The organism is Bradyrhizobium sp., assembly GCF_030693485.1.
In the GTDB taxonomy this organism is placed as follows: Bacteria; Pseudomonadota; Alphaproteobacteria; order Rhizobiales; family Xanthobacteraceae; genus Bradyrhizobium.
Genome location: NZ_JAUYAN010000188.1, coordinates 1 through 9,300, shown reverse-complemented (window position 1 = coordinate 9,300; position 9,300 = coordinate 1). Strand labels below are relative to the sequence as shown.

At 60.2% G+C, this 9,300-nt stretch carries 8 protein-coding genes and 1 pseudogene; 1 reads left to right on the top strand and 8 read right to left on the bottom strand.

Going from position 1 to position 9,300, the window contains the following annotated elements; translation table 11 throughout:
* Positions 1–240 (top strand): annotated as a pseudogene (locus Q8N40_RS14050) (peptidase P60); the annotation flags it as partial.
* A gap of 284 nt (positions 241–524) precedes the next feature.
* Here the strand turns inward: Q8N40_RS14050 and Q8N40_RS14045 are convergent.
* The 8 genes from Q8N40_RS14045 to Q8N40_RS14010 form a co-directional block, all read right to left on the bottom strand.
* Positions 525–2,087, bottom strand: a complete 1,563-nt coding sequence (locus tag Q8N40_RS14045; protein ID WP_305320786.1) for an AMP-binding protein — start codon at positions 2,085–2,087, stop codon at positions 525–527.
* A 34-nt stretch (positions 2,088–2,121) separates the two neighbouring features.
* Positions 2,122–3,138 carry an NAD(P)-dependent alcohol dehydrogenase gene (locus Q8N40_RS14040; protein WP_305320785.1) on the bottom strand — a complete coding sequence of 339 codons (1,017 nt, stop codon included), beginning with the start codon at positions 3,136–3,138 and terminating at the stop codon, positions 2,122–2,124.
* 42 nt (positions 3,139–3,180) lie between these two features.
* On the bottom strand, positions 3,181–4,314 hold the full coding sequence (locus tag Q8N40_RS14035; RefSeq protein ID WP_305320784.1) for an acyl-CoA dehydrogenase family protein: 1,134 nt from the start codon (positions 4,312–4,314) through the stop codon (positions 3,181–3,183).
* A 38-nt stretch (positions 4,315–4,352) separates the two neighbouring features.
* A complete protein-coding gene (locus tag Q8N40_RS14030) occupies positions 4,353–4,655 on the bottom strand; it encodes a RidA family protein (RefSeq protein ID WP_305712243.1) in 303 nt (100 codons plus the stop codon).
* 414 nt (positions 4,656–5,069) lie between these two features.
* Positions 5,070–5,375 (bottom strand): P-II family nitrogen regulator, encoded by a 306-nt coding sequence (locus Q8N40_RS14025; RefSeq protein WP_305712242.1) that lies wholly within the window; start codon positions 5,373–5,375, stop codon positions 5,070–5,072.
* A gap of 21 nt (positions 5,376–5,396) precedes the next feature.
* Entirely contained in the window at positions 5,397–6,377 is a 981-nt protein-coding gene (locus tag Q8N40_RS14020; protein ID WP_305712241.1) for a sodium-dependent bicarbonate transport family permease, read from the bottom strand.
* Positions 6,378–6,779: 402 nt separating this feature from the next.
* On the bottom strand, positions 6,780–7,520 hold the full coding sequence (locus Q8N40_RS14015) for a TerC family protein (protein ID WP_305712240.1): 741 nt from the start codon (positions 7,518–7,520) through the stop codon (positions 6,780–6,782).
* A gap of 271 nt (positions 7,521–7,791) precedes the next feature.
* The coding region (locus tag Q8N40_RS14010; protein ID WP_305712239.1) for an ABC transporter ATP-binding protein at positions 7,792–9,300 on the bottom strand (1,509 nt) is incomplete at its 5' end.

The following is a 9,300-nucleotide window of genomic DNA, read 5'->3' as shown; positions in this document are numbered from 1 at the left end:
CGCGACAGCGACATGCAGCGCGACGGGCTCGGCCGCTTGATCGGACTGGCGGAGTCCAGCCCGTTGCAGCGGGGCGACCTGATCTTCTGGAACGGCCATGTCGCAATCGCGCGCGACGCCGAGAGCATCGTGCACGCCAATGCGCATCATATGGCGACAGTGATCGAAAGTACACGCGATGCCATCGCGCGTATCTTGGCGGCGGGGAGCGAGGTGCTGGCGATCAAGCGGCTGACGTAAACACCGTCTTGTGGATCAATCTGACGCCTGGTGCGACTTCCACAGGCGAAATCGATGTCGTCCGGGCTTACTGCCAACTCCGGACATGTCACGGCGCCGCACCAACCGACGCTATGTGCCAACATAGAGACTCATGCACTGCAACAAACAATCGCTATTCGATCACCTCGTCGACGCGGATGAGCATTTGTCGGTGGGACGATGCGAGGAGACCGCTTCTCAACTGTCAAGCAGGGATCGGCCAGGGCGGACTTCCTGAACGGATTTCGCGGGGTCTTAGTCTTTCAATAACCTGCGACCCTCGGCGATGTCCGGGCGTTGTGCTCGTCCTGATACTGCTGACGCAGCAATCTCTTGTAGAGTTTTCCTGTTGGCTGCCTGGGCAGCTGGGCCGTAAAGTCAACGGAGCGTGGGCACTTGAACGCGGACAGCGTTGCCTTGCAATGATCGATGATCGCCGCAGCGAGCTTGTCGCTCGCCATACTTGGGTCGAGCAACTGCACCACTGCTTTTACCTCTTCGCCGAAGTCAGTATTGGGAATCCCGATCACCGCCGCGTCGGCTACTGCCGGATGCGACAGAATGGTGTCTTCGATCTCCTGCGGATAGATATTGACGCCGCCCGAAATGATCAGGAAAGATTTTCGATCGGTCAGATAAAGAAATCCGTCGCTATCGAGGACACCGATATCGCCAAGCGTGGTCCACATCTGCGCGTTACGGCTAGCTTGCGTCTTCTCCGGATCGTTATGATATGAAAATGGATGGCCATTGGCGAAATAGATCTCACCTTCCGAACCGACCGGAAGTTCCACACCCATCTCGTCGCAGATATGCAGCTCGCCCAGAATTGCCGGTCCCACCGATCCTTTGTGGGCCAGCCATTCTTCCGTGGTGATCGCGCAGAAACCATTGTTCTCGGTGCCAGCGTAGTATTCGTAGATGATCGGTCCCCACCAGGCGATCATCTTCTCCTTGACGTCGACAGGGCAGGGCGCTGCAGCGTGGATAGCGTGGGTCATGGATGACAGATCGTAGCCGCGAGTCTGCTGCTCCGGCAGTTTCAGCATTCGGACGAACATGGTAGGAACCCACTGGCTGTGTGTGATCCGATGCGCCTCGATTGCGGCAAGCGCCGTCTGCGCGTCGAATTTCTCCATGATAAAGGCGGTGCCGCCGCGCTTGATCACCGTCATGGTGTGTCGCATCGGTGCGGCATGATAAAGGGGAGCTGGTGACAGATAGCGGGTCGTGTCAGCATAGGCATACAGTCCACAGAGCAGATCGATCAGCATGGTCGGCCGACCCGGCGGCTGATCCAACAGGGGCCACTTGATGCCCTTGGGGCGACCGGTGGTGCCCGACGAATACAGCATGTCAAGACCTTGCATTTCATCAACGATCCGACTTGAGGGCTGCGCGCTGCTGAACTCATGCCAGCTGGCAAAGCCGTCGATCGGCGTGCCAACCATGAACCAATGCTGCACAGAATCGACGGTGCTTCGCAGTTCAGCCGCCAGCGTTTCGAAGGTTCGTGAGGTAATCACGATGCCGGCGCCGCAGTCGCGAGCGATATAGGCCACTTCGTGGGGGAGCAGGTGCGTGTTGACCGCGGTGTAATAAAGCCCAGCGCGGTCGGCGCCAAAGCAGATCTCAAGAAACTGTCGATTGTTTTCCATCACGATCAGGATGTGATCGCCAGTGCGGGCGCCACAGCTACGAAACAGCTGCGCAGCCTGATTCGAGCGCTGCTCCAGCTGGCTGTAGGTCACGCTCTCGCCGCTGCCGAGCAACTGAAAAGCGACCTTGTTCGGCGTAGTCGCCGCAAAATGTGTTGGATAATACATCGGAACAATCCTCGAACTGGATGGAGAGGGGTAATCAATGTGCGATGACAATCTTGCCGAATTGCTGGCCGCTCTTGAGGTAAGCTAGGGCCTCCTTCAGATCGTCAAAGCCAAACGTGCGGTCGAGCATTGGTTTGATCTTCATTTGCTGCATCGCCCGCAACATGTCTTCAAAGCTGCCGCGATGGCCGACGGTGATGCCCTGCAGCCGGACCTGCCGCGATACGATTGGGCCGAGCGACGTCGTCAGGTTCAGTCCTGACAGCACGCCGATCAGCGAGATCGTGCCGCCTGGCCGGATGCAGCGCAGCGATTGGACGAAGGTGGCCTCTCCGCCAAGTTCCACGATGTGGTCGAAGCCGCCATTGTCCGCGGTGATGTCACGCGTGGCCTTGGCCCAGTCGGGGGTGATGGAATAGTTTATGCCAGCATCGGCGCCGGCTTGGCTCAGCCGCGCCAGCTTTTCGTTAGACGACGAGATCACCGTAACATGCGCGCCGTGGGCCTTGGCGAATGACAATGCGAATTGGGCGACTCCGCCAGAGCCCTGGACCAGGACCTTATCACCGGCCTTGATCCGGCCATTCGTGACCAGTGCGCTCCACGCTGTCAGCGCCGCGCAGGGCAGGCTCGCGGCTTCCTGGTAGCTGAGGCTGTTGGGGATTTTCACCACGCCCTGCTCTGACAACAGCATGAGGTCGGCCATGGTGCCGTCGAGACTGCCGCCCAAGGCCAAACCGAAATTTTCCGGCCGCGGATCACCACCGGTCCAGTTCTGGAAAAAGGTCGGGCACACCCGATCCCCTACCTTGACCCGAGAGACGCATTCGCCAATGGCAACCACGTCCCCTGCGCCGTCGGATACCGGGATCAGCGGCAGCGTCCCGGTGCCGCGGCCGTAGCCGCGGTCGAGCACCACGAGATCGCGAAAGTTCAGCGACGACGCCCGCATCCTGACCACGATCTGGCCCGGGCCGGCAACCGGATCCGGTCGCTGCGCCAGCCGTAGATGGTCCATCCCCCAGTCACCTTCGATTTGAAACACACGCATGTTGGGCACCATCGGTTCGGGAATGAATAAAGCGGGATAAGGTCACGCCGGCTTGATCAACCGAGCGACGCGTTCGAGAAGCATTTCGGTCGAGCCATCGACCAATCCGCAAAACTGAATTCCAACCAGATGGCGGCCAAACGGCTGATCCATCTTCAGGCCCTCGGCGCCCATCGCATGGGTGAGCGCCGGCAGATGCCGCTCGGCCATCCGGGTCGCCATGACCTTGGTTTGGGCGGCGAGGCATTGCACGTCCTCGCCGGCGTCGAATGCACGGCAAGCGCTGGCGACCAGCGCCTTCGCGGCGGCCAGTTCCGACGATGCCTCGGCGAGTCTCCAGCGCCAGCCTTGATGACCGGAAAGTGCCTGACCGAAGCTCTGACGGCGGCTGCCGTAGGCGCAGGCCGCATCGAGCGCGGACTGCATCATGCCACAAGCCATCGCTGCGACGTAGATGCGGGCGCCGTTGATTTCAAGCAAGATCGACTTGAAGGCCTCTCCTGGCTCGCCGATCATTTCGTCGCCGCGCGCGTAATAGTCCTTCAACGTGAAGCCACCGCTACCATTGCTATGGAGGCCGATCGGGTCGGAGGATGCCCCGCGTCGAAAGCCGTCACGCCGTCCGTCGATGGCAAACGCGGCGATCCCCGACGCATCTCCGACTTCCCTTGTCTGGACATAGGCAATGATGCTGTCGGCACGGGTCGCATTGGTAATCCACGCCTTTTCGCCGCTTATCATCCAGCCGTCACCGGAAGCGCGCGCCAACGTCGTGATGGCGGCGAAGTCCGAGCCGGTGTCAGGTTCGGTCAGCGCGGTGCAGCCGATCCGGTCGGCGGCGATCAGATCGGGCAGATGCAACAGGCCCAACGCGAAGTCGGGATGATCGGAAAACTTCTTGGCGACGTTCTGGGTGTTGACGATCGCCATCGCGAAGCCGAAATCGGCGGTCGCGAGCAGCTCCGCTATCCCAGCCTTGGTGGTAAAGGAGCAACCCATGCCCCCCAGCGCCACCGGCACCTCGATGGCCGTGAGGCCCATTGCTGCGGCGCGCTTGAACGCCTCGTGCGGCAACGCGCGTTCGCGCTCCCAGCGCGATGCGTTCGGCATCACATAGTCGGTGACGAAGTGTCTGGTCGCATCGATCAATCGGATCTCGTGGTCCTGTGTGGTCATTGCAGCTGCGCCTTCGGCCATTGCTGTGCGATTTTCCGCTAGCCCTGCGCAAGCAGGAAGGCGATGCCGCGGGGCATGAAGATGGTCGCGATCACCAATAGGAAACCGTAGACGATCAGCCGGAAGCTGTCGGCAAAGCGCAGATCGCCCGCGGCCTCCAGCAGGTGCTTGAACGTCTGAAAAATCGACCTGGCCTGAATGTACATGTCGTCGCCTGGATGCTCCCCCTTAGGCCCCGAGCCGGTCATCCCCGCGATGTGGAAATATCCGTTTGCCACCTTCATGTTAGACCACGTCTGCGGCGGCGCCTCCGCCACGTCGGGCGATCGGATCGTTTTCATGCTCAAGGGTCCTTGCTGTGAAGCGGATTCGAAGCGAGAGGATGCAATGTCGTCTGGACCTTTCCGTCCAATCAGTTCGTGGCGGTCGTCCTCGCGACGCGCAAGCGGATCGTACCATGCTCGTCGCAATGGTAAATGGGACCGAGCTTGGGTTCGCGCAGTGATTGAAGACAGCATCTCGGCCTTGGGTCGCGTCGGTTTGACCGTAGCCACCACTTCCGGTCTAGCCCCATGGGCAGACATCCCTACGGTAGGCAGGCATGTCTCAAAGGTACCAGGAACAGACTTCCTCACAGTGCAAAACTTTACACATTGATGCTGGGGCTTGCGCAGAAAGCCGACTTACTTTGGGCTCTCCAAGAGGTATTCAAAACAATTCTGCCTGATGTTTGCGAGTGCAGCTTTTCTCTTGCACTAGAACCGCTCGGCCCGGAGCACCAATGCGTCAGTGATGTTGATTACGCCAATATGGCGACTCACGACCGAAAATGCCGCATCAAGCAGACCGTCCAGACGTTCCGGACGAACCAAGCAAATCACTGCCACCATCCCACTGGCCCGGCTCACCTGTCCCTCGCGTGTCCATTGCCCGGATCGCCCCGATCCGCCGCTGACCGGGAGCACCGTGTAGCCTGACACTCCAACGCCGACGAGAGCATCCGTCAGGCGGCGTTCCATCATCGCCTCGATGATTATTTCCACGCGTTTGGCCTTGTGCATCTCCATATCCGTGGCCCTCAATCATGTTTTCGTTATGAATTCGGTCACCGCCAAGTACAGCGGTATTCCAACAATCAGATTGAACGGAAACGTCAGCCCCAGCGAAAGCGTGAGCGACAGCCCCGGATTCGCCTGCGGGAGCGCCACTCGCATGGCGGCGGGAACGGCGATGTACGAAGCGGAGGCACAAAGCACCATCATGAGCGTTACGCCGCCCTGTGAAAGCCCAAGCGCCAAGCCGGCTGCGAGGCCAAGTGTTGCTCCTGTCAGCGGCATCAAAACAGCGAATACCAGAATGCCCGGCTTGAGAATTCCGCGGCTGCTCAACAGTCCCCGGCCGGCAACAAGGCCCATGTCGAGCAGAAACAGGCAAAGTATGCCCTTGAACGGCGAAACGATGAAGCTCTCGATCTGAGCCAGCCCGTCCTGCCCGGTAAGCCAGCCAATTGCGAATGCGCCGACAAGCAGCACGATGGACCCATTAAACAAAATCTCACGCCACGCCTTTGCGCTCTGCTTCTCAACACCTTCACCGCGCCACGCGACCAGCCACAACGCCGATAAGATTGCCGGGGCCTCCATCGCAGCAGCAATCGCCACCATGTAACTCTCGGCAGGAACGCCGCGTTCAGTCAAAAGCGCGCTCGCAGTCAGGAAGGTCACGATTGAAATCGAGCCGTAATGTCCAGCCACGGCCGCCGCATCGATGATCGACACTTGAGCCAGCGACCGGAGAAGGACGAATGCGAGGAAGGGCAATACCAGTGAGAGCACGACCCCTGCCAGCAGCGCAGTTACCAGCCGCGCATCCGCCCCATGAGCGGCCACGCCTACTCCGCCTTTGAACCCAATCGCAAATAGAAGATAGAGTGACATTCCCTTGGCGATCGCCTCAGGAAAGCTTAAATCCGATCGCACCCACGCGGCCAGAAGTCCAAGTACGAAACTGAGAATCATGGGAGAGTTCAGGTTCTCCCCAGCCAACGTCAGAATTTCTCTCATACTCGTCCTCTTGCAGATTCTATCGACCATAAAGCTCGAGATCACGCAAGCAAAGCTCGACGGGCGCCAGATTGCATTCGACGCAATCAAAATGCTTGACCCGGCCTAAACTATTGATGGCCGCTAAGGGTAATTTTGCAAACTTGGCGGTCGTATCCGTGAAGTCCGCTCGGCCGCCAGCAACGAACATCGTTGGCCGGACCGGCCACTTCCGAAAGTGCCAAAAGGCGACAATTCCGCTACAGCAAAGGTGAAGAAAGACGAATTGGCGCACGGCACCAGTGCTGCGTGCACAGCCTCGGGGATCGCTGGTACTCCGCTTCGGTTCTTGAAGAGGAAGTGATCAGCCCGCCCCGAAGTCCAAAGTGCCGGGGCAGCGCAAATCCAGACGATCCTGGGGCATCAGTCCGGACGGCTCCTTCTTGAGCGTCGCTCGATCATGTTGAGGCCTTCGACGAGCGCTGAGAATGCCATCGCAGCGTAGATATAGCCCTTCGGAACCTTCACTCCAAAACCTTCCGCGATCAACGCGGTTCCGATCATCAAAAGAAACCCCAAAGCCAGCATGACAATGGTCGGGTTTGCAATGATGAAGTTCGAAAGCGGATTTGCCGCCAGCAACATGGTGAGGACCGCAACAACAACGGCGATGATCATGATCGGGACATGTTCGGTCATCCCAACTGCTGTAATGATGCTGTCGACGGAAAACACGACGTCCAACATCACGATCTGCCCCATTGCCGCGGCAAACCCGAGACTGACGTTCTTCCGATCAAAAAGGTCCGGTCCGGGATCGAGATCGACCCGATGGTGAATTTCCTTGGTCGCCTTCCATACGAGAAACAGGCCGCCGGTAATCAAGATCAGGTCGCGCGAGGAAAATTCCTGGCCGAGCACTGAAAACAGCGGATTTGTCAGCTTCACGATAAAGGCAATCGAGCCCAATAGAAGCAGTCGCATAATCAGAGCGAGCCCGATCCCGATGCGGCGGCCGATCTCGCGCTGGTGTTCCGGCAAGCGGTTGGTCAAGATCGCAATGAAAATTAGATTATCGATGCCAAGGACCACTTCCATGGCAATCAGGGCAAGCAGAGCGATCCACGCCGCTGGATCAACGGCAAGTGATAGCAAATAGTCCATCTGGCTTGCTTCTCACGGCACCGCGGGTCTTGGCAAGTGCTTCTTCGTTCAGATTTTTGCAAAACTGGCCGGGGTCGAGCCAAAACTGGCACCCCGGATGGCAGAGTTGGGTCATTACTGCAGAAACGTGAACTCCGTGTCACGTCCGCTATTGCCCCAATCGCTACCGTAATGTCGCGCCGCAACAACCGGAACGGTGTGTCGAATTTGATTCAACCGCAAAGGAGCCGGAGCGCCTGAACGTAGGGCACCGAGCGCCAGACTTCATCCGCTAGGTGGTCGCCGCCCCGCCCGGCTCCGCTTCCAGCCGGAACGCCGCGGCGAACAGCGCGCGGGTGTAGTCGGACTTCGGCGACTTGAACAGCTCCGAGGCCGGGCCCTCCTCCACCACCTTGCCGTGGCGCATCACGATCAGATGGCTGGCGAGCGAGGCGACCACGCGCAAATCGTGCGAGATGAACATGTAGGTGAGGTCGCGCTTGCGCTGCAGCTCGCGCAGCAGGTCGACCATCTGGGCCTGGAACAGCATGTCGAGCGCGCTGGTCGGCTCGTCCAGCACCACGAAATTCGGCTCCAGCACCGCCGCACGGGCAATCGAGATACGCTGGCGCTGGCCGCCGGAGAATTCATGCGGATAGCGGAAGCGCGTGGCCGGATCCATGCCGACGTCTTTCAGGGCCTTGACCACGCGCGCCTCGCGCTCGTCTTCCGACAGCGCGCTCTGATGCACGCTGAGGCCTTCGGCGACGATGTCGCCGACCGACATGCGCGGGGACAGCGCGCCGAACGGGTCCTGGAACACGATCTGCATATCGCGGCGGTGCGGCCGCATTTCCTTGAAGCGCAGGCCCTGGATATTGCTGCCGAGAAACACGATCGGGCCGTCGGATGAAATCAGCCGCAGCAGCGCGAGGCCCAGCGTGGTCTTGCCGGAACCGGATTCACCGACCACGCCGAGCGTCTCGCCCTTGCGCACGGAAATGCTGACGCCGTCGACCGCCTTGATGTGTCCGACCGTCTTGCGCAACAGGCCGCGCCTGATCGGAAACCAGACCTTCAGGTTGTCGGTCGCCATCACCACCGGATTGCCCGGTTGCGGCGGCGCCGGATCGACCTTCGGCTCCGCCGCCAGCAGGGCCCTGGTGTAGGGATGCGTCGGCGCCGTGAAGACCTGCTCCACCGGCCCCTGCTCGACGATCTCGCCGCTTTTCATGACGCAGACCACGTCGGCGATGCGGCGGACGATGCCGAGATCATGGGTGATGAACAAAAGGCTCATGCCGAGCCGCGCCCGGATCTCGGCCAGCAGCGCCAGGATCTGCGCCTGCACGGTGACGTCGAGCGCCGTGGTCGGCTCGTCCGCGATCAGCAGATCGGGCTCGTTGGCGAGCGCCATCGCGATCATGACGCGCTGGCGCTGGCCGCCGGACAATTGATGCGGATAGCTGGCGAGCCGGGTTTCCGGCTCGGGAATACCGACCTGCGTCAGCAATTCCAGCGTCCGCGCCCGCGCGGCGGCGCCGCCGATGCCGCTGTGCAACTGCAGGATCTCGCCGATCTGCGACTCGATCGTATGCAGCGGGTTGAGCGATGTCATCGGCTCCTGGAAGATGATCGAGATGTCGTTGCCGCGAATGCCCCTGATCTCGTGCTCCGGCAGGTCGATCAGTTCGCGGCCCTTGAAGTGGATGCTGCCCGACGGATGCGACGCGGTCGGATACGGCAGCAGCTTCAGGATCGACAACGCGCTGACGGATTTGCCGGAACCGGATTCGCCGAC